Source organism: Nonlabens sp. Asnod3-H03 (assembly GCF_045063665.1).
In the GTDB taxonomy this organism is placed as follows: Bacteria; Bacteroidota; Bacteroidia; order Flavobacteriales; family Flavobacteriaceae; genus Nonlabens; species Nonlabens ulvanivorans.
The window spans coordinates 767154-787508 of the sequence record NZ_JBEFOD010000008.1; the positions used below are offsets into that span (position 1 = coordinate 767154).

The following is a 20355-nucleotide window of genomic DNA, read 5'->3' on the forward strand; positions in this document are numbered from 1 at the left end:
GATCAATGTGACTATAAATAAATTGAAGTAAGAATGAAAATCGTTAAAGAGTTTTATTTTAAGTTAAACTGTAGGAAATGGTAATTAAATTTTAATAGTGAAAGTACTGCCGATTCCTACTTCACTTCTTACAGAGATAGTGCCGCCCATGGCTTCAACTTGGTTTTTAGTCATAAATAATCCTAAGCCATTTGCATTCTCGTGATTATGAAAAGTCTTATACATTCCAAATATTTTATCTTGATGTCTGGATAGATCTATACCTAATCCGTTGTCAGAAACACTTATCGTACATACCCCATTATCTTGTGTTGCAGTAATAATAATGGATAGAGATTTATTTAAATCTCTATATTTTATACTGTTGGTAATAAGGTTTGATAAAGCACTCTCTAAATATGCAGGAAAAGCATCAATTTTTAATTGATCTTCTATATCTAATGTTATTGAGTAATCGCTATTTAAAAGTTCTAATGATATACTACCTAACACTTTTTGTACAAACTCACATAATGAAATAGAATGAAAATTAATATGAGTGGTTTGTATAGAAACTACTTGATTAAGGTCTTCAATAGTTTGGTTTAGGTTATCACTAGAGTTGTTGAGCATAGACATGATTTTAGATCTAATCTCTTCATCATCATTTTCTAAATAGAAATTTATTAACCCTTTAAAATTACTTGAGTGAGATCTTAAATTGTGAGATACTATGTAAGCAAAGTTTAATAGTCGGTCATTCTTTTGCATGATTTCATCAACAAAAACTTTACGTTCCTGAGTAGCCTGTTTTTCTTTGGTAATATCAATGATTTGAATTACTAAGTTTTCTGGCTCGCCATATTCATCTTCTAGTACATTACAAATTGTTTGTGTATAAATAATGGATCCATCAGGTCCTTGAAACTTGATAGGTTGTTTGATGTGATCTCTTTTACGATTTAGTAATTTTTGTAACTTATCGAACCAAATGCAGAAGTCTTTCTTATCAATAAGCTCTTCAAACGATGAGTTTAACAAGTCTGCGTTATTGATTTTAGATATGGATACTAAGGCATTGTTTACATCTAGTAACTGAAGAGTAGTTGCATCCATGATAGCAACACCAACTTTTGAGTTTCTAAATAATTTTTGAAACTTCTCAGAATTTAATTTAGACTGGTGTTCTTTCTTCTTACGATCACTAATGTCTTCAAATGTTCCATATTGTCGATGGCATACACCATCTACAAAATCACTTTGACCTATTGCTCTTACCCAAATTGAATTTCCTTTTGCGGTTATTAATTCTAATTCTAAATCATAGGACTCATTCTTAGTAAGAGAATTAATAAAGGCTTGTGTAATCTTATTTCTAGAGTCACCTTCTTTATAGAATAAAATTGCATTTGAGGCATCAGGTTGATAATCCTCTGGTAATTCATGTAGTGCCTTTGTTGCGCTAGACCAGTATAGTTCTCCATTAATATTGTTATAATGCCAGGTGCCAATACTTGCTTTAGTACAGGCACTTAATAATATTCTATAATCTAACTGGTCTCGTTTTCTTAAGATTACTTGAGAGGTAATATCTTCACTTACGATAATCATTCCAGCAATTTCGTTATCATAGTCGTACCAAGGTTTGACATTCCATTTAAGCCATTGCTCTGTGCCATCCTTTCTTGAAAACAATTCTTCATCACAGTATTCTTCAGCACCTTTTAAAACATTTTGAAGCTTTATTTTCCATTCTTCAGAAACTTCTGGAAATAAATCATAATGATGCATTCCTTTAATATCGGTGTATTGAAGTTTATAATCTTCGCACCATTTAGCAGAGTGTGCAACATAACGCAAATTGTTGTCTAAAAAAGCAACTGCAATAGGAGCTTGTATCAAAATGTTAATTTGATCTGTGATGTTTGTATTGTATTCTTGAGCCATGATTCAAATTTAGTTCAGAATCATGTTCAAATGCTTTTAATTAAGATGAATTACTTATAATAGTTAAAAAACATCGATTAAACGCATATTAAACAGTTTAAGGGCGCTCATTCTTTCTTGAGTTGAAAAGTGTCTCCGTCAAAAACACCATACGTGTAATGATGAATCCAATCTCCTATATTGTAGTAAGTGCTATGATCACCTACGGGAATTTCCATGGGCATGTGACGATGGCCAAAAATAAAGTAGTCGTAATGCTTTGTTTCTAATTTACGTTTGGCATATTGTGCTAGCCATTCATTTTCCTCTCCTAAGAATTTTGCATCCTCATCACCAGAGATTAGTTTGTTTTTAACTGAAAGATATCTAGCAATTCCGACTCCTATGTCAGGATGCAGCCATTTAAAGCACCATTGAAAAAAAGGACTTGTAAACACTTTTTTCATTCGTTTATAACCTTTATCACCTGGTCCTTTTCCATCACCATGTCCTATAAAGAACCTCTTGTCGTTAAATACAAATGTTTTAGGTTCGTGATAAACTTTAATCCCTAACTCATCTTCAAAATACCCAAACATCCATAAATCATGATTCCCTACAAAAAAGTAAATTGGGATACCACTGTCAGCGATCTCGGCAAGTTTTCCCAATACTCGTACTTGATTTTTAGGAACAACATGTTTGTATTCAAACCAGAAATCAAATAAGTCTCCTAATAAAAATATAGCTGCTGCATCTTTTTTAACCATATCTAACCAGTCCAGAAACTTACGTTCTCTAGGCTTACTTAACTCTTGAGTTGGAGCACCTAAATGATTATCGCTGGAAAAATAAATTTTTTTGCCTTGTGGTAATTGCATGTAGACAAAGATAGTATTCTTCACATGATTATAATTTTAATTCTATGAGGTTAGAATTCTTGTTTTTAAAAATGGACTATTATCTATAGATTCATTTAATCCTATTTAACTTATAGAATAATTGATCGGGATGTACAGTTTTATGTAATGTATTATTAATAACAAAATCACTTAACTTAAGTTTAATTGGATTTTCTACATATTATTTTCTTTTGAAACTATCTTAGGCCACATGATCAATAAACGACTTCTAATTAAAAACTTGCTCGCGCATAACGATGAGAACAGTTTCTATGATAAGAAGTTGAAATTAAACTTCAGTAATAAAGAAGGCAAAGCAAAGTTTCTGAAGCATATTTGCGCTTTGTCTAACTCAAACCCTGCAAATAATAGCTACATAGTCATAGGAATAGATGATGCCACTAACGAAATTATAGGTGTTGACTTTTATGATGATTCAAAATTGCAAAATCTTGTAAATGCTTATTTATATAATCCACCTATAATACAATATGAAAACATTCCTTTCCCACATTTACCTGTTGGTAAAGTAGTAGGGTTAGTGACGATTAGACCTCAAAATAGTATTACTTCTTTACGTAAGAACATCTGGAAATATTATGGTGGTGCAGTATTTTTTAGAGATGGTAGCATCTCTATGCCTAAGAATTTTGATATTTCGGTAAAAGATGTGAATTCAACTCTTGTAGCTCAAATAGAAAAACAAGCCAGCAATAATATAGAACTGACTTTAGATCGGGTTATGGAATTTATGGCTCATAAAAATCGCGGTCTAGAGGCGCATTATAAAGTTTTTAAAGAACAATTTGTACTATGCTGGTCCGGAAAACTAAAAAGTAAAAATGGTCAACAGTATTATTCAAGAGTAGACATCGAATTAGTTAATGAGCAAGTTAGATTGTTCTATAGTGCGTTAGATGAAGTTCAAATTAATTATGATAACGATAGTTTCAGTATTTTAGAGTTTGTAGAATTAGGAATCGGTAAGCAACAAAAATATCATCCTTTAGAACGTCAGATTTTCAGGTTTTCACCTAATGGTACTTACACACTGGAAACAAAAATTTTATTTAATCCACCTTACTATGATAGGCGCACGTTGCATCATATTTATAATACAAATCTGGCGTTATTATTCAAAATATCTAACGACTTAGCACTGTCAGAACAAGAGTTGGTAGATCTTAGAGCATTACCAGAGACGATGCTGATTTGCCATTTTAACAGCATAGGAGAACCTATCGATAAAATGAAATTACACAAATTAAAACTTAAAAAATATCCTGATACTTATGCAGCTTACAAAGAGGCTTTAAGAGTATTAAGAAAAGTAACATACAATTCATGAGAACTATAGCAATAGGAGATATCCACGGCGGTTACAAGGCGCTAGAGCAACTAATAGAAAAGATTGATTTACAAGAAAGAGATTTAGTAATATTTTTAGGTGATTATATAGATGGGTGGTCTCAAAGTTTTGAAGTCATTGAATTTTTAATTTCGCTCAAGCGAAAACGTATTCAAAACAATCAAACAGCTCCTATTTATTTAAGAGGTAACCACGATGAGTTATTCTTAAATTACTTAAAAACTAAAACTCAAAACAGCATGTGGTTACACCATGGTGGCCAAAGTACCATAGATAGTTACAAAAATAGATCTTCTAAAGATTTTGAAAGACACGTTGAGTTTTTTGAAAAAGGATTAAAAAACTATTATGTCGATAAATCTAATAATGGCTTTTTTCATGCAGGCTTTCATAACTTAAAAGGGCCTGAATATGAATATTATGATAACATGCCTTATTGGGACCGTACACTTTGGGAGCTTGCATTATGTTTAGATCCTAACTTATCTATAGATAACGATCGGTATCCTAATAGGTTAAAGCTATATAAAGAGATCTTTATAGGTCATACACCAACATCTCGATTAGGTAAATTAGAACCTGTAAATGCTGTTAATGTTTGGAATATTGATACCGCTGCGGCATACAAAGGACCACTCACGGCATTATGTGTAGAAACCAAAGAAGTGTGGCAAAGTGATCCTGTACACACATTTTATCCTGAAGAAAATGGGCGCAATTAGTAAATAGTTTTTAAGTATCTATTCACGTAAACATTTATAGCAAAAACAAGCTTTATTAATAAGGCATATATTAATAGTCGGTGGGATCATTTAATGCTTTTCAAAAATACCTTTTGGCGCATGCAGATTCATCTAAAATTTTGCTAACTTGAAAAACCAATTTTAATACAGTAATTATCATGAGCATATTTGATAAAATAAAAGAAAAATTAAGTCACGAGTTTATAGATATAGTCGAGTGGCTGGACTACACTGATGATACCATTGCGCATCGCTTTGAACGTTACCAAAACGAAATAAAGAATGGTGCAAAACTTATCGTGCGAGAAGGACAGACAGCTGTCTTTATAAACGAAGGGCAACTAGCAGACGTTTTCACACCAGGAACCTATGATTTAACTACTCAAAACCTACCGATTCTTTCAACCTTAAAAGGATGGAAATATGGGTTTAACTCACCATTTAAGGCTGAGGTTTATTTTGTGAATACGCATTTATTTACTGATGAAAAATGGGGAACTAAAAACCCGATTACTTTAAATGATGATCGATTTGGTCTGGTAGAGATTAGAGCTTTTGGTACCTATGCATTTAAAATTGCTGATGCTGGAAAATTTATTGTCGATATCGTTGGAACAGATAACAATTTTACCAATTTTGAGATTAATGAGCATCTTAAAAGTTTAATAGCAACTCGATTTACAGATACCGTAGGAGAGGCAAACCTGCCTATTGAATTATATGCTGCAAATACCACTGAACTTTCAGAAACATGTCAAGCGGTAATGCAACCAGAATTTATGGGCGTAGGTATTTCTTTAGAACGTTTCTACATCGAGAATGTATCGATGCCAGAAGAACTTAAGAAAGAGATTTTTGAATACAGTCGTATTGATAAACTAGATTTAGACAAGCTTACTAAATTTAAAACAGCCAAAGCTATTGAAGCAGCTGCTGTTAATGAAGGAGGAACAGCCGGTGCTGGAATGGGAATGGGAATGGGATTTGTCCTTGCACAGCAAATGGGTGGTATGATGTCGCCACAAATGGGTGGACAGCAATCGATGCCACAACAACAGCAACAAGCTGCTCAAGTGCCGCCGCCTATGCCACAAGCCACTCAGTACTATTATGCGCATAATGGTGCACAAGCTGGTCCAGTAGGCTATGCTCAATTACAATCTTTATTTGCCAGTCGTACGATTAACAAGGAAACTTTAATTTGGAAAGCTGGTATGGATGGCTGGAAACCATTAAATCAAGTAGAAGAGTTGAAAGGTTTTCTAGGCAGTAATACGCCACCACCATTGCCGTAATAGTATTTTTAGTTTGCATTTTTTAAACTGTCATTTAGCTTGATATACGGTATTTGACAATTTGAATACACCATTTATTTAGTGATTATTTTTATTTAGAAATTCATTTGAACTCAACAAATACATCTTCGCAAACTTCAGAGCGTAAAAAGTCTTGTGTCAATTGTGGTGCAGAGCTTACCTATGAGCCCGGTACAGATTTGATAACCTGTGATTATTGTGGACATCAAGAAACGATTGAACAAAGTGAACAGCTTTTTCAAGAACTTGAGTTACATAAATATTTGCAAGAAATGGGTGCGCAATCGCATTCTATGGAAATATCAATGTTGCACTGTAAAAATTGTGGGGCAAACCAGCACATTGAAGAAAGCTATAAGTCATTGCATTGCGTTTACTGCACTATGCCACTTATTATTGAGGATAGTTATCAAGAAAATTGGATTGTGCCTGGAGCGGTTTTACCGTTTAAACTAGATCAAAAAAAAGCACATCAGATTTTTAAGAAATGGGTCGATGGATTATGGTGGGCACCTAATAATTTACAACGCGCTACTATCAATCCAGAATTTACTAAAGGACTTTATGTCCCTTATTGGACCTTTGATGCTCAATTAGTTGCGGACTATGAAGGTCAACGAGGAGATTATTATTATGTTACCAAAACCGTAGGTTCTGGTAAAAATAAACGTACAGTTCAAGAACGTAGAACTAGCTGGTCACCTGCTGCGGGAACTATTAATGGTTTTGTTGATGACACACTTGTAAAAGCTACAAAACAACGTGGTAGTCAAATTCCTCGAGAAGTAAGCAACTGGAATCTCGATGGGTTAAAAAACTTTGATACTAAGTACCTAGCCGGTTATGTAACTGAAAAGTATACCATACCTCTCAGAGATGGTCATTTAGTGGCCAATAAAGAGGCAGAAAAGATAGCTCAGAATTGGATACGTCGTGACATTGGTGGTGACACTCAGCGTATAAGCGATATGGATATGCGACTATCAGAAGAGACGTTTAAGCATATTTTATTGCCAGTTTATATTAGTTCTTATAATTTTAATGGCACAAAATATAACTTCTTTGTAAATGGCCAGACTGGTGCTATTTATGGTAAACGACCTTATTCCTTCTGGAAAATTTTCCTCGCTATTCTCGCAGTGATTATTATTATCGTGCTTATTACTTTGGTAGCGCAGTATAGTGGTTAAATTGCTGGTATTAAGACTTATAAAAAAGCCTAGTAAATATTTACTAGGCTTTTATTGTTTATACGATGGAATTACATGCGTCCACCTTTGTGTTCATCTTGCCACTTAGCTAGTTCTTTCCATTTACCGTCAAATGCCATACCTGCTTGTAAAGCCCAGCTCTCAGGATTATGGATTTCAAACCTTTTACCACCTGAGTTAAGGACATTCCTTCTTTCTTCTATGCTAGATGTAGATAATGAATGCCATGTTTTGATATTATTGTTATGAAATAACTCTGCAATTTTAGGACCTATTCCTTCTACAGTCGTTAAGTCATCTGCTTTTATTTTTTTACCCATGGCGGTTTTTGCAGCTGCAGCATCAAAATTGAGAACTGCGACTCCTTGGCTTTTATGTAAATCATTTGATTCATTATTGCCTTCTTGAGCTGTGCCAGCAACAAATCCAGATGCCATTCCTGCAGCCATACCAGTGGTAGTAGAAACTTTTGCACTAACTGCAGCTTCTTTATCTTTAATACAATTGTCTAATCTGGTTTGACATGATTTTAAATCTGCTTTTAGATTATCATGAGCAGATTGTAATTGACGATTCTTATCAATCCATTCATCACAATTGTTTGTTACTACAGAATTTGATTTTCCCCAGTAGTAACCTATAATTCCTGCTATAATACCTGTAAGGAGTGGACATAGCCAGCACCATATATTTGAAATATCCATATTTATTTAATTTTTTGTTTTTATTTTAAAGTTACGACTACACGTCTATTTTGTTCTTTTCCTTCTTCTGTATCATTTGTAGCAATAGGTTCATCAGGTCCTTTACCACTAGACTCTATGCGAGAAGAATTAATTCCATTCTTGACTAAATAGGATTTAGCAAATTCTGCTCTTTTTGCACTTATGGTTGTATTTGTTGATCTTGACCCAGTATTATCAGTGTGACCTACAGATATTAAACTGGATTGAGGTCTTGCATCTAGATAGTGGACCATTTTTGATATTTTCTCGCGCTGCTCGGTGGATAAGTTTATCGTTGAAGCACCGGTTGCAAAATGAAGTACTAAAGGGTTTGCTCTAATATCTGCAGCAAGATTATCTAATTCATTTTCTAGTAAGACTGCGCTCTTACCACTAGGGAAGTCACTCAAATGATAATTAACAGGTCCGTAAACTACTCCATTTCTCGTGACTAATTGATCAGATAGTTTGCCTTTAATTCCCATATGGGTTGTGTCATACCCTAATGAGGAAAGATAGTTTTTTACATCATTTGCTCTTGCTTCTCCTAAGTTTATGAAAGCAGAGTTGTTTTTCTCCTCAGAACTGTAAAGCCCAGTGATATTAAACTTTTGATCGGGATGTTTATCAAGGTAGGTTTTGATTTTTCCATAGCTCTTAACAACATCGGCCTCGATAGGTTCTAAATGTTTATAATCACTAATATTAAAGTTGAGGTGGTTGGTTGCTTCTTCTATTAGATTTCCATCCTGATCCTTAAGTATTAAATAGCTAACAGCAGATGCTGTAGTGCCAACGTTTTTGATCTCTTCCGTTTGCTCGATGACTACAGGTGTGGTTTTATCATTGTCTATAGCATTGTCATTGCCCCAGCAATTACAGCACCATAGCATGTTAAGTAACATACCTATAATTATGGTAAGCAGTATCCCTAAAGGATATTTAAGTTTTCCCATGTTAATTATTTGTTTTTGATTATTCTCATTAAAGTTATGTTGATTTTAACAAAATCCAAATAATTTGCCCAAACAATAATTAATACTGGTTATTTAACGTTAAAAGTAAACGTTTTAAGGATTTATTTATGTTGTGCTTTCGCGAAAGCGCATAAAAAAAGCCTAGTAATTAATTACTAGGCTTTGTTATGAAATTTACATTAATACTATTTGGTAATCGTTAAGGTTCCTAGATGAGCACCTTTTTTATTAGATCCATATATTAAATATTTTCCAGCGCCCTTTTGATAGGTCACAGAAGGTCTAACTACTAACTGGTTTTTCTCATAGTCTGTAGGGTCGATACGTTCCATATCACCAGTAGAATCATCAAAAGTGAATATTACCGGTATCATTTTTTTAATGTTTCGTACTTTTCTAACGTCATCGATATCTGTAGTCCCTATGTTTTTAGGATCATCATTTACTAATAGGCTTAGTTTTCCATTTTCATATAATGCTACACTACTTAAATATTCAGGTCCTTCACCAAGTATAGCTAGCGGGAATAATACTCCAACACCTACGCTTACAGAACCATTTGTCATTCCGCCAGCGAGGCCTATGGAAAATTGAGTTACAGTAACCTGTTGCTCTTTAGGTACTACATTGCTCCAGTCCATAGTACCATCTTGATTTAAAGCGGTAACGATGATTTCATTTGTACTGTATGTAATAGGAGTAAAGGCTAGTGGACCTATACCAGATGTGTTACCTACATAAGTAGTGTACCATTCTGATAATACAATAACACCACCATTTTCTCTTTCAATAAGGTGTGTAATGCGATAAAATGGCTTTAAATCTTTTCCTTTTTTGGCGCGTCTTTCACCTATCAATTTAGTTTTGGTCTCAACACTGAATTCATTAAAAGTCTCCTTTACTACACTGTTATCGCTGGTTTCAACGGCAACGTCGAAAATCCCTTCTAATCTCCAATCTGCTCGTCCACTTTTTCTAAGATTAGAATAGAACCCTATTAACTGTAATCTACCATCTGCAGTATTAATTACATTACAGTTGAGTACTTTTTTACCTTTTAAATCGATGTCTATGTCTTCTTTAGCATACCCTTTTGAGGCATAGTAAGCATGAACAGTTAAGTTGGTCTCAGTTGTTTTTTTTGCCTTGTTACGGTAGCTATCGCTTACCACTACAAAAATGTCTCCTTTTTCATTTACCTCAAAATCGTCTAGACTAAACTCTAGATCTTTGCGATCTTTAAATTGTAAGTCTACGGCTTCATTATGTACCGCAGCAAGCGTCTTATCTAATAATGCGATTTCATATCTTAGTTTTTCATCTCTTTCAAAAATCCCTACGTGCATCACTAGGTAATTAACGCCATCATAGGAAGGTTCAAAAAAGAAAGCCCCTTTTTGTGATCTTTTAGGAACGTCTACAGCTAGAACTGTTTTAGGTTTACCTAAAACTAGCTTTTCATCAATAGAGTATGCTGCAAAAACACTTTTCTTTGCTTTTTTATCATAGTATGATCCAAAAAGAAAGACCTCACCATCAATAATAGCCAGGTCTTCTATGGTTACTTTACCTCCATTTATTTTATCAAACTTGATTTGTTTACTTTTTAAAAACTTGTTTGAGCCAGATTCAAATGTTTGTACATAGAACATTTTCTTTTGTCTCGCGAGTGTGTAGATGGTACCATTTTTTTCTCCAGCGATGTAAGTAACATCACCTTTTTTGGCAGTAATCTTTGGACCGAAATCCAGAGTTACATTTCCGACTTGCATTTGAGCATGAGCTTGAAAACTAATCACAGTGATTAGAAGGGTAAATAATAGTTTTTTCATTGGTTGGTTTTTATCAAGTTTGCAATATAAGCACTTCTTGTATATATTTTCTTTACTCTTTTGTAAAGCAAAAAAAATCCGCTTAAGAATCACATCTCAAGCGGATTTTATATCTAAATAATATGATTTCTATAAATCAAATTTGATTCCTTGTGCCAGCGGTAACTCATCAGAGTAGTTGACCGTATTGGTTTGTCTACGCATATAAACTTTCCAGGCATCACTACCAGACTCGCGGCCACCACCAGTCTCTTTTTCACCTCCAAAAGCACCGCCTATCTCAGCTCCAGAAGTTCCTATATTTACATTTGCAATACCACAATCAGAACCTGCAAATGATAAAAATTTCTCTGCTTCTTTCATCTCATTAGTCATAATAGCACTTGATAATCCTTGTGCTACACCATTTTGTTTTCCGATAGCGTTTTCTACGTCACCAGAATATTTCATTAAATATAAAATAGGAGCAAAGGTCTCATGTTGTACAATTTCAAAATGATTCTCTGCTTCTATGATAGCTGGTTTTACATAACAACCGCTTTCATATCCTTCACCTTCTAAAATACCACCGTCGACTAGTACGTTTCCACCTTCAGCCTTTGCTTTCTCAATAGCTGCTAGATAAGTGTTTACTGAATCTTTATCAATTAATGGTCCTATGTGATTCTTTTCATCTAGTGGGTTTCCTATAGTTAACTGACCGTATGCTCCAACGATTGCATCACGTACTTTATCATAAACAGATTCATGGATAATCAATCTTCTTGTAGAAGTACAACGCTGTCCACAAGTTCCTACAGCACCAAATACAGCACCTGGTACAACTACTTTTAAATCTGCAGTAGGTGTGATGATAATAGCATTATTACCACCTAATTCTAGTAAAGATTTTCCAAAACGTTGAGCAACAGTTGCTCCTACGATTCTTCCCATTCTAGTAGATCCTGTAGCAGATATTAATGGAATTCTAGAATCTGTAGTCATCATTTCACCTACTTTATAATCTCCATTAATGATACATGAAATACCTTCAGGTAAATCATTTTCTTTTAAGATATCCGCAATAATGTTTTGACAGGCTACTGAGCATAATGGTGCTTTTTCACTAGCTTTCCATACACATACATCTCCACAAATCCATGCTAGAGCTGTGTTCCATGCCCAAACGGCTACTGGAAAATTGAAAGCTGATATGATACCAACTATACCTATAGGGTGCCATTGTTCTCTCATCACGTGTCCAGGTCTTTCTGAAGGGATAACTTGACCATTAAGTTGTCTCGATAAGCCTACTGCAAAATCACAGATGTCGATCATTTCCTGAACCTCACCATAACCTTCTTGTAAAGATTTCCCCATCTCATAAGAAACTAATTTCCCTAGAGGTTCTTTAAGGTCTCTTAGTTTATTACCAAATTGTCTAACTATTTCTCCACGTTGTGGAGCTGGCATAGCTCTGAAAGATATAAAAGCCGCTTGAGCTTTATCCATAACTTTACCATAGTCTGCTTGTGTAGTAGTGGTAACTTTACCTATTAACTGACCATCTACAGGTGAGTATGATGAGATCTCTGGTCCACTACCAAAGTTGTCACTTCCTGTAGAAGTTCCATGGTTTACATCTTTAATACCTAGTTGTTTGAGAGCCTCATCCATTCCGAAGCTGTTTGCAATATTTGACATATCTGTTGTTAGTTTAGTCCAGCTTATCAGCCAGTTTTTTAAATACCTTTTTAGGGTTTTTATTGTCATACAGGATGCTATAGATGGCATCTAGTATAGGAGTGCGAGCTCCTTTTTCGCTGTTTATTTTATAGGCACTATTTGTGGCATAATAACCTTCGGCAATCATACTCATTTCTAGTTGTGCACTTCTTACAGTATATCCCTTACCCAGCATATTCCCGAATAATCTATTTCTAGAAAAAACAGAATATCCCGTTACTAGTAGATCACCTAAGTAAGCGCTATCATTAATATTACGTTTCATTTTGTGCACTTTCTTAATGAAACGTTTCATTTCTCTAATAGAATTGCTCATTAACACACTTTGAAAGTTATCTCCATAGCCTAGTCCGTGAGCTATTCCTGCAGCTATTGCATAGATGTTTTTAAGTACTGCTGCATATTCAGTTCCTATAATGTCGTCTGTAGTTTTACAGTTGATATAATCACTGCTTAATTTTGAGGCGACATAGTCTGCTTTTTCTTCATCTGCACAGGCTATGGTTAAATAGGAAAGGCGTTCAAGGGCAACTTCTTCTGCATGACATGGTCCTGTTAAAACACCTATATCCTCTAGAGGTATGTCATAATGCTCGTGGAAATGCTCTCCAACAATAAGTCCTGTTTCTGGCACAATTCCTTTTATAGCACTAAAGATGATTTTACCTTTTAAATCAACTGTTAAGTTCTCTAACTCAGTATATAAAAATGCACTAGGAATAGCAAATATGCATACATCTGCTTCTGCAACGATTTCGTTGATGTCGTTTGATAACTTCAATTGATTGACATCAAACTCTACTGAGCTTAAATAGCTAGGGTTGTGATCGTTACGTTTTATGTGTTCAATAGCATATACACTGCGCATGTACCATCCTACTTGATCTAGGTTTTCACAAAGCATTTTTACGATGGCTGTAGCCCAGCTTCCGCCGCCTATTACCGCAAATTTTTTGTTATTCTCCATAAGTTAATCTTGGACTGTAAAAATACCATTTTTTAAGTGGATAGCTCAATACAGCCTTAAAGCAGTTGTTCACTAAAAGGTTATGAATATGATTGTATAGATGGATTTGAGCTACGCTTTCGCGAAAGCGTAATTGAAAAAACATAAATATTTGAAAATAAGTATGTTATAAAAATGGCACACTTTTCGCAAACGTTGTAGTAACTATTAAATATTACGATTATGAGAACATTTTACAAAATTTTAGGAAGCCTGTTGATTGCGGTGACTATCGCAAGTTGTGAAACAGAAGTAGTGATAGGAAATGGTTTTGATAATCGTCCTACACTTAATGAAATCTTGAGTAATCAAGAATTATGGTATGTTGATTTAAATGATACGCAAGGAAATCCAGATATTCCATTTATGACCAAAGCTTTTACGATGAGTTTTGATTTTGGAACATTGTATGCAAATAATAACCTAGTAGGCGTAGGTAGTGCTGGAGCTGGTCTAGGCCTAGATGTAGGTAGTTATCAGATATTAAACAATCAAGTTTCTATCCTACATGACATTGATGGATTGCATGATTTTACAGTTGTTGTTTTAAACTATAATAGAATTAAGATGATTGATATGCATCGTGGAACGGTTTATTATCTAGACGGTTATAATCGTAACAATTTTAATTATGATCAGTTGTTTTATGATAACATTCAGTACTTCTTGCAAGAATATAGAGCATGGGAGAAAGTGTATACTAGTAATGTAGGAGCGCTTAATGATTTTGATGAAGAGAATTATTTACAATTTACTCCTGGTTTTAATGGAGACGAGTTTAAAAGCTCTACAGACGTCAATGGTCTTAATTACAGTAGTTTATTCTGGGATTACACAGGGGAATATTGGGTAGAAGATGAGACACCTGGATCAATTAACAAGCATTTAACTATGGATTATGATTTTATAGGCAATGATTATTTCGATCTTTACGTTATTAATGACAACACTATTGAATTGTATCATTCTGCGTCTGGAACGACTTATGAATTTAAAGGGCGAGGATATATTCAATTGAAAAATACTACTGGAAAGTCTAGATTAATAGATGCTAGTAGAGTAATTGAAAAAGAAAAGTAAAAAATTGGTTGGTTGAAAACCGTCTGTGGATCTATTTGATTACAGGCGGTTTTTGTTTTTATAAAACAGTGATAAGAATAACAAGAAAGCTCTTATTTATAAAAATTCATTTCTTCAATATACTCTTGTACTTTGTAGTGCATGAAGTAACGCAAGTCTTTCCCTTCTTTAATCCCATTACGTATCATGGTTGATGAGATTTCCATTATAGGCGCATCGATTTTAGTTACACTTTTGTGTTGAAGTAAATCTTCAGGGATGTCACCATGTGAAATTCTAGGGTAAACTATAATATGATAATCTTCTAATATCACTTGATAGTTTTTCCACTTATGAAGACTTTTTAAATTGTCTTCTCCCATAATGAGTGTAAAGTTATTATTGGGATATTTTTCAGATAAGTGTGCTAGTGTATTTACTGTATAATTGGGCTGTGGTAGGCTGAATTCTGCATTGCTAGCTTTAATTTTTAAGTAATCTTCTGTAGCAATATATACCATATGTAAACGCTGATAGTCGTCAAGTAGCGTTGATTTTTTTTTATGAGGATTGTGCGGTGTTACCACCATCCATATTTCATCCAGATCACTGTTTTCAATCAGGTAATTTGCGATGGCAAGATGACCTATGTGAACTGGATTAAATGTGCCAAAATAAAGTCCGATGTTACTCTTCTTCATCTGGACCTACTTTTTTATGAATAAAATTTCTGACGATGTCCTCAGCTTGTTGTTTTGCTAGTTCAAGGTCATCATTTTTAATAATAACATCAAATTGTGGTGCTGTAGCCATTTCGGTACTAGCTTTTGCGACTCTCATTGCTATTTTTTCTTCAGACTCTGTTTTACGATTTTTAAGTCTTTTTTGAAGTTCATTAATAGATGGTGGTTTTACAAAGATTGAAATACAGCGATCTGGAAATTTATTTTTTAAACGTAATCCACCCACAACATCAATGTCAAAAATGACGTTTTTGCCTTGTGCCCATAAGCGTTCTACCTCACTTTTTAATGTCCCATAAAATTGATCTTTATACACCTCTTCAAATTCAATAAAATCATTTGCTCTGATTCTATTTTTAAATTCAGGAATTCCTAAAAAGTAATAGTGTATACCGTCAATTTCTCCTTCACGAGCTTCTCTAGAAGCTGCCGAAATTGAAAAAGCTAAATTTAAATCTTCAATTTTTAAGAGATGTCTTACTAACGTGGTTTTTCCAGCACCAGAAGGTGCACTGAAAACAATAAGTTTGGGTTGCGCAGTCATTACAATACGTTCAACATTTGTTCTTTTACTTTCTCCAGCTCGTCTTTCATCTGTACAACTAATTGTTGCATTACAGCATGATTTGCTTTACTGCCAATGGTGTTGATCTCTCGACCTATTTCTTGACTTATAAAGCCTAGTTTTTTTCCTTGAGAAATATCATTATCTAGTGTTTCTTTAAAATAATCTAAATGATTTTTAAGGCGCACTTTTTCTTCAGTGATATCATATTTTTCTAGATAAAAGATTAGTTCTTGTTCAAAACGATTTGCATCTACCTTTTCTTTAAGATCACTAACAGCTTTCTCTAATCGCGTGCGGATATCTGCAAGACGAGTTTCATCTACTGCTTTTATTTGCTCTAGAAGTTGATTGATGTTGTTTATTCTTAAAATAAACTCTTCCTTAAGGCCTTTTCCTTCATCGTGTCTATATTGATTAACCGCCTTGAGAGCTTCAATAGCCGTTTGATGAATAGCATCAAAATCTTCTTGAGAGACTTCTTCAATTTGAGTAGCAAATACATCTGGAAACTTTGAAGCAATTTGTAACAAGCGACTATCGTCACCTTCATTGTTAAGATTAATGCTTTGTACGGTTCTCAATTGCTCCACATAAGATTGTAGTACTTGTGTGTTTAATTGCGCCGTGTTATCAACTCCAGTTTTCTCTACGTGAATAGCAAAATCAATTTTACCACGAGAAAGTTCACTTGCAGCAAGTTGACGTAATGGTAATTCCTTTTCTTTATAGGCATTAGATAAACGCATATTAAGATCTAGATTCTTACTATTAAGTGTTCTTATTTCTACAGTGATCTTTTTCTGGGCAAGTTGGGTAACGCTTTTACCGTATCCAGTCATGGATAGTATCATACTATTCTATAATTTAGAATAGCAAAGATAAGTTAATCTCAAATCAAGCTTAAAGCTTACTCATCAATTTTACTACGTAACCTACTTAATGATTGTTGCCTAATCCCTAGAAAGGAGGCAATCTCCTTAAGAGGTAGTCGTTCTGCAATGGCTGGATAAAGCTCTATGAATTTCAGGTATCTACTCGTTGCATCTCTACTTATCATTCTAGCTTTTTCATCTAAAAGGCCATGATACCTGCGCAACATAATTTTATGAAAGGCAGTCGCTAGACCAGGATAAAGTTTGCTCATGTATTGAAAATCATCATATTTAAAACACAATACTTCGGCATCTTCTACACAATCAATTTGTATGTTTGATGGTTGTTGCTCTATATAACTAACCATTGCTGTGACAGCATCATTTTCTGCAACAAATCTAGTGGTATGTAAGTTGCCGCTGTCATCCATGATACTGCACTTTAAAATCCCTTTTTTTACAAAGTAAATTTTTGTGGCTGTATCTCCTAGATAAAGAATGGTCTCTTTTTTACGTACTTTTCTGACTTCCAAAAGATTAAAAACTTCCTGCGCATATTCTAGGCTGGGCGTGTTTTCATCTTCTGTAAGTTCATGAAGGAACGATGGTAATTCCATAATAACTCAATTTTACTCTTTTCAAGGTTAAAGATGCTGCAAATAAATTAGAACACCTACTGATTGTAAAAACTTTAATATCTTGAATGTTGCTTAAAAGGTTTTAGCTCAATTGATTAATGCTGTTATTTTCTTCTAATATTTTTTAAAATAAGCATCCGATTAAGTGTATTTTAAATTAAATAATTTATCAAAATTTCAAATTGTCCGTAGTTTCTTCCACCTTAAAGAGGTAGTCTTAAAAATAGACAGGTATATAGAGAACTACTTATCTTTATAAATTAAAATCGACATTCAATTCTGTCTATAAAATAAGAAATTGACCATTAATAAACGCATACTTTCTACTAAAAAGCTATCTGTGACACAGTCAGAGTTGCTTCTGGCTACTGGATTATCGCTAGTACATTATGACGTGCTTGCCATTGATAAGGTTGCCTATGATATCACTGGGGTAAAATGTGAGCATATCATTGTGACCAGTTCAAATGCTATTAATGCTATAATCTCACTAGATTATCGTGTTGAAAACCTATTTGTAGTAGGTGAAAAAACGGCTAATCTTTTAAGAGAGAAAGGATTTAATATCGTGGAACAGGCAACTAATGCCGCACAGCTTGCACAGATTATAGTTAATAACTACAGTCATTTGAGTTTTGTCTATTTCTGCGGTGTGCATCGTCGTGATGAGCTACCACAGGCACTTTTATCGACACAAATAAGTTTTATAGAGGTAAAAGTGTATGATTCTGTAGCGGTGGAAAAGTCATTTGATTGTATTTTTGATGCAATTATGTTCTTCAGTCCTCGTGGTGTACACGCTTTCGCGAAAGCGAATCCTGAAAATATTCATCTAGCTATATGCATAGGTGAAACAACCGCAGAAGCGGCAAGAATATATACTCAAAATGTGAAAGTGGCACATAAATCCACAGTAGAAAACACGATAGTCACCGCTGTAAAAGCATTACAAAATGATTAAAAACGATTTATTTTTAAGAGCACTAAAAGGAGAAACTGTAGATAGACCACCAGTATGGATGATGCGTCAGGCAGGAAGATACTTGCCAGATTTCATGAAGTTAAAAGAGAAGTATGATTTTTTTACACGTTGTCAGACTCCAGAGTTAGCTACAGAGATCACTGTGATGCCTATCAAGCAAATAGGAACAGATGCCGCAATTCTTTTTTCTGATATCCTTGTGATACCACAGGCGATGAACATTGATGTAGAGATGAAGAATGGTGTCGGACCATGGTTGCCTAATCCCATAAGAACAGCCGAGGATTTAAATAGAGTAGTAGTTCCAGATGTGGCAGATTCTTTAAGTTATGTCATGCAGGCTATAGATTTAACTAAACAAGAGCTTAATGATGAGGTGCCGTTAATAGGTTTTGCGGGATCGCCATGGACCATATTATGTTATTGTGTACAAGGTCAAGGCAGTAAAAACTTTGATAAGGCAAAAGAGTTTTGTTTTACGCAACCAGAGGCTGCTCATGAATTACTACAGCGTATTACAGATACTACCATTGCTTACTTGAAGTTAAAAGTACAACATGGTGTTAATGCGGTACAAGTTTTTGACTCATGGGGTGGAATGTTATCTCCCGTAGATTATCAAGAGTTTTCATGGAAGTACATTCAGCAAATTGTGGATGCGTTAAAACCACATACTGAGGTAATCGTTTTTGGGAAAGGATGCTGGTTTGCGCTGGGTGATATGGCAAAAAGTGGTGCTGCGGCACTAGGTGTGGACTGGACTTGTAGCGCCCGTAATGCTCGTTACCTATCTGGCGGGAATATAACCTTGCAAGGTAACTTTGATCCATCACGATTGTTCTCTCCACCAGCGACCATTAAAAAGATGGTGAAACAAATGATAGACGAATTTGGTAAAGATAAATTTGTAGCAAATCTAGGTCATGGTATTTTACCAAATATACCTGTGCCTAATGCACAAGCATTTGTAGATGCAGTAAAAGAATACTAGACGTGTTTAAAAACATCATAAAAGGATTAAAAGCTTATGCTGATGGGTTTTCTCTCATTGGTAAGTTAAAGCTATGGCAATTCTTTTTAGTTCCTATGGCTATCAGTTTTATAATAGCTGGTATTGTTGGGCTAGCTGCATATGGGCTTTCAGATAACCTAGCAAATCTTATATCTAGATTATGGATATGGGAATGGGGAAAAGAAGGATTTTATACGGTAGCAGAGTGGATTAGTGGTTTAAGCATCTTATTGTTAGGGTTTATATTATATAAACATCTAGTAATGGCATTGAGTGCACCATTTATGTCACCCGTTTCTGAACGTATAGAAAAACACTTTTATCCTAATGCTCGTAATCATGTAGAACATCGCGATACTAGTAATATGGAGCAATTATGGCGTGGCTTACGTATCAACCTGCGCAATATAGCTTACGAATTTGCTATAACAATTCCTTTATTATTGTTAAGTTTTATACCGGTTGTAGGTATCGTTTTTACGGTGTTAGCTTTTATAGTCCAAGCTTATTATGCCGGTTTTGGAAATATTGATTATACGCTTGAAAGACATTTTACTTATCGAGATAGTGTCAATTTTGTAAAGAGACATAGAGGTATTGCGATAGGAATAGGAATTGTGTTTATGGGGATGCTTTTTATTCCTATAATAGGTGTGATACTAGTATTGCCGTTTTCAGTAACAGCAGCATCTCGAGTCACCTTAGAACAAATGATTAATGAAGAGAATCTGAAACTGCCGGATCCTCACAAGACTCAAATTAACGCTTAA

The 20355-nt window shown here is 34.5% G+C and carries 19 protein-coding genes; 8 read left to right on the forward strand and 11 right to left on the reverse strand.

Annotated features, from left to right (window positions below):
- Positions 1-84: 84 nt before the first annotated feature.
- Entirely contained in the window at positions 85-1926 is a 1842-nt protein-coding gene (locus tag ACJJVI_RS06720; protein ID WP_405351126.1) for a PAS domain S-box protein, read from the reverse strand.
- A gap of 107 nt (positions 1927-2033) precedes the next feature.
- Entirely contained in the window at positions 2034-2786 is a 753-nt protein-coding gene (locus ACJJVI_RS06725) for a UDP-2,3-diacylglucosamine diphosphatase (protein WP_405352606.1), read from the reverse strand.
- 232 nt (positions 2787-3018) lie between these two features.
- On the opposite strand from ACJJVI_RS06725, the gene ACJJVI_RS06730 reads away from it, so the two are divergent.
- The 4 genes from ACJJVI_RS06730 (at position 3019) to ACJJVI_RS06745 (ending at position 7425) form a co-directional block, all read left to right on the forward strand.
- Positions 3019-4155: an ATP-binding protein gene (locus tag ACJJVI_RS06730; protein ID WP_317290601.1), complete on the forward strand. Its 1137-nt coding sequence runs from the start codon at positions 3019-3021 to the stop codon at positions 4153-4155.
- Positions 4152-4898 (forward strand): metallophosphoesterase family protein, encoded by a 747-nt coding sequence (locus ACJJVI_RS06735; RefSeq protein WP_042245454.1) that lies wholly within the window; start codon positions 4152-4154, stop codon positions 4896-4898. The genes ACJJVI_RS06730 and ACJJVI_RS06735 overlap by 4 nt, the downstream gene beginning before the upstream one ends.
- A gap of 179 nt (positions 4899-5077) precedes the next feature.
- On the forward strand, positions 5078-6214 hold the full coding sequence (locus ACJJVI_RS06740) for an SPFH domain-containing protein (protein ID WP_036582864.1): 1137 nt from the start codon (positions 5078-5080) through the stop codon (positions 6212-6214).
- 107 nt (positions 6215-6321) lie between these two features.
- A complete protein-coding gene (locus ACJJVI_RS06745) occupies positions 6322-7425 on the forward strand; it encodes a DNA helicase PriA (protein WP_405351129.1) in 1104 nt (367 codons plus the stop codon).
- Positions 7426-7496: 71 nt separating this feature from the next.
- Here ACJJVI_RS06745 and ACJJVI_RS06750 read toward each other — a convergent pair whose 3' ends face one another.
- The 5 genes from ACJJVI_RS06750 to ACJJVI_RS06770 form a co-directional block, all read right to left on the reverse strand.
- A complete protein-coding gene (locus ACJJVI_RS06750) occupies positions 7497-8150 on the reverse strand; it encodes a helix-hairpin-helix domain-containing protein (protein ID WP_036582860.1) in 654 nt (217 codons plus the stop codon).
- Between the two features lie 20 nt (positions 8151-8170).
- Positions 8171-9127: an OmpA family protein gene (locus ACJJVI_RS06755; RefSeq protein ID WP_042269433.1), complete on the reverse strand. Its 957-nt coding sequence runs from the start codon at positions 9125-9127 to the stop codon at positions 8171-8173.
- Positions 9128-9333: 206 nt separating this feature from the next.
- The gene (locus ACJJVI_RS06760; RefSeq protein WP_036582857.1) at positions 9334-10980 is read right to left on the reverse strand and encodes a hypothetical protein; all 1647 of its coding nucleotides are present in this window, start codon (positions 10978-10980) and stop codon (positions 9334-9336) included.
- Between the two features lie 129 nt (positions 10981-11109).
- Positions 11110-12663 (reverse strand): aldehyde dehydrogenase family protein, encoded by a 1554-nt coding sequence (locus ACJJVI_RS06765; protein WP_042245967.1) that lies wholly within the window; start codon positions 12661-12663, stop codon positions 11110-11112.
- Positions 12664-12676: 13 nt separating this feature from the next.
- Entirely contained in the window at positions 12677-13672 is a 996-nt protein-coding gene (locus ACJJVI_RS06770; RefSeq protein WP_405351132.1) for an NAD(P)H-dependent glycerol-3-phosphate dehydrogenase, read from the reverse strand.
- A 222-nt stretch (positions 13673-13894) separates the two neighbouring features.
- On the opposite strand from ACJJVI_RS06770, the gene ACJJVI_RS06775 reads away from it, so the two are divergent.
- Positions 13895-14791, forward strand: coding sequence for a nicotinic acid mononucleotide adenyltransferase (locus ACJJVI_RS06775; protein WP_397302720.1), 897 nt, complete (start codon positions 13895-13897; stop codon positions 14789-14791).
- Positions 14792-14883: 92 nt separating this feature from the next.
- Here the strand turns inward: ACJJVI_RS06775 and nadD are convergent, their stop codons facing one another.
- The 4 genes from nadD to ACJJVI_RS06795 are packed head-to-tail and all read right to left on the reverse strand — an operon-like array spanning position 14884 to position 17570.
- The gene (nadD, locus tag ACJJVI_RS06780) at positions 14884-15471 is read right to left on the reverse strand and encodes a nicotinate (nicotinamide) nucleotide adenylyltransferase (protein ID WP_405351134.1); all 588 of its coding nucleotides are present in this window, start codon (positions 15469-15471) and stop codon (positions 14884-14886) included.
- Positions 15458-16057, reverse strand: a complete 600-nt coding sequence (gene gmk / locus ACJJVI_RS06785) for a guanylate kinase (protein WP_036582845.1) — start codon at positions 16055-16057, stop codon at positions 15458-15460. Before gmk ends, nadD begins: the two co-directional genes overlap by 14 nt.
- Positions 16057-16932, reverse strand: a complete 876-nt coding sequence (locus tag ACJJVI_RS06790; RefSeq protein ID WP_042245470.1) for a YicC family protein — start codon at positions 16930-16932, stop codon at positions 16057-16059. The genes gmk and ACJJVI_RS06790 overlap by 1 nt, the downstream gene beginning before the upstream one ends.
- A 56-nt stretch (positions 16933-16988) precedes the next feature.
- The gene (locus ACJJVI_RS06795) at positions 16989-17570 is read right to left on the reverse strand and encodes a Crp/Fnr family transcriptional regulator (RefSeq protein ID WP_317290609.1); all 582 of its coding nucleotides are present in this window, start codon (positions 17568-17570) and stop codon (positions 16989-16991) included.
- Positions 17571-17889: 319 nt separating this feature from the next.
- Between ACJJVI_RS06795 and ACJJVI_RS06800 the strand changes: the two genes are divergently transcribed.
- Genes ACJJVI_RS06800 through ACJJVI_RS06810 form a run of 3 tightly spaced genes read left to right on the forward strand, consistent with a single transcriptional unit; the run spans position 17890 to position 20355 of the window.
- Positions 17890-18552, forward strand: a complete 663-nt coding sequence (locus tag ACJJVI_RS06800; RefSeq protein ID WP_052408370.1) for a uroporphyrinogen-III synthase — start codon at positions 17890-17892, stop codon at positions 18550-18552.
- The gene (gene hemE / locus ACJJVI_RS06805; RefSeq protein WP_036582838.1) at positions 18545-19564 is read left to right on the forward strand and encodes a uroporphyrinogen decarboxylase; all 1020 of its coding nucleotides are present in this window, start codon (positions 18545-18547) and stop codon (positions 19562-19564) included. The genes ACJJVI_RS06800 and hemE overlap by 8 nt, the downstream gene beginning before the upstream one ends.
- A 2-nt stretch (positions 19565-19566) precedes the next feature.
- Positions 19567-20355 (forward strand): EI24 domain-containing protein, encoded by a 789-nt coding sequence (locus ACJJVI_RS06810; RefSeq protein ID WP_317290611.1) that lies wholly within the window; start codon positions 19567-19569, stop codon positions 20353-20355.